Annotated in this window: 1 protein-coding gene and 1 pseudogene; one reads left to right on the top strand and one right to left on the bottom strand. The window is 71.6% G+C overall.

Annotated elements, in window-relative coordinates; translation table 11 throughout:
• Positions 1-406, bottom strand: a 406-nt coding sequence (locus tag N416_RS21485; protein ID WP_369797591.1) for a hypothetical protein, incomplete at its 3' end; no start/stop codon positions are given.
• A gap of 10 nt (positions 407-416) precedes the next feature.
• Between N416_RS21485 and N416_RS24240 the strand changes: the two are divergent.
• Positions 417-831: pseudogene (locus tag N416_RS24240) on the top strand (hypothetical protein); the annotation flags it as partial.

The following is an 831-nucleotide window of genomic DNA, read 5'->3' as shown; positions in this document are numbered from 1 at the left end:
GCAGGGTCTTGGTGGTCTCGGGGGTAACGCCGGCAGTGGTGCGGATGGCTCGGCGGGGGCGGCGGGCCGTGATGGTCTCAGTGACGGCAATACCTCGATCGATGGGGAGGCCGGTGGCGCTGGTGGCGCCGGTGGTAACGCCGGTGTCGGTGGCGCCGGTGGCTCTGGTCGCGGTGGCCAGGCCGCTTCCGGGGCCGATGGTGTCGCCGGGCAAGGCGGCAATGGTGGTGCCGGTGGCCGGGGCGCTGACGGTGTCGATGGCTTCGCGGGTGCCGTTGATGGCACCGCGGGTGGCAATGGTGGTGCCGGCGGCAACGGCGGCGCGGGTGGCCTGACCGCGGACGGGGTGACCCGGGCTGCGGACGGTGATGGCGGCAATGGTGGTGTCGGTGGGGCTGGTGGTCACGGCGCTCAGGGTGTCCACGGCACTAGTGGTGGTGCTGGTTCCCGTGGTGGTGACGGGTCTGCGGGTGCGGTTGATGGTGGTGCCGGTGAGCGTGGTGGGGACGGCACTGCGGGCAGTCGTGGTGGCAATGGTGGTGCCGGTGGTGCTGGGGGTGTTGCCGGTACGGGTGCCAACAGTGGTGTGGCTGGTGTGGGTGGCGTGGGTGGTAACGCCGGCCATGGCGGCAACGGTGGTGATGGTGGTGCCGGTGGTGCTGGGGGCAATGGTGTCGGGCAGTCCGGTGCCGGTCTGGCTGGTGGCCATGGTGGCGCTGGTGGTGCTGGTGGCGATGGTGGTGCCGGTGGTGGGGCGGGCACTGCCGGTGTGGGTGGTCTCTCCGGTGATGGCACGCGGGCTGCTGATGGTGCGGCGGGCACTGACGGTGT

The sequence above is a fragment of the Mycobacterium sp. UM_WGJ genome (genome assembly GCF_000455125.1).
GTDB lineage: Bacteria > Actinomycetota > Actinomycetes > Mycobacteriales > Mycobacteriaceae > Mycobacterium.
Note: the sequence above shows the minus strand (reverse complement) of the source record. Positions and strands in the feature narration are given on the sequence as shown.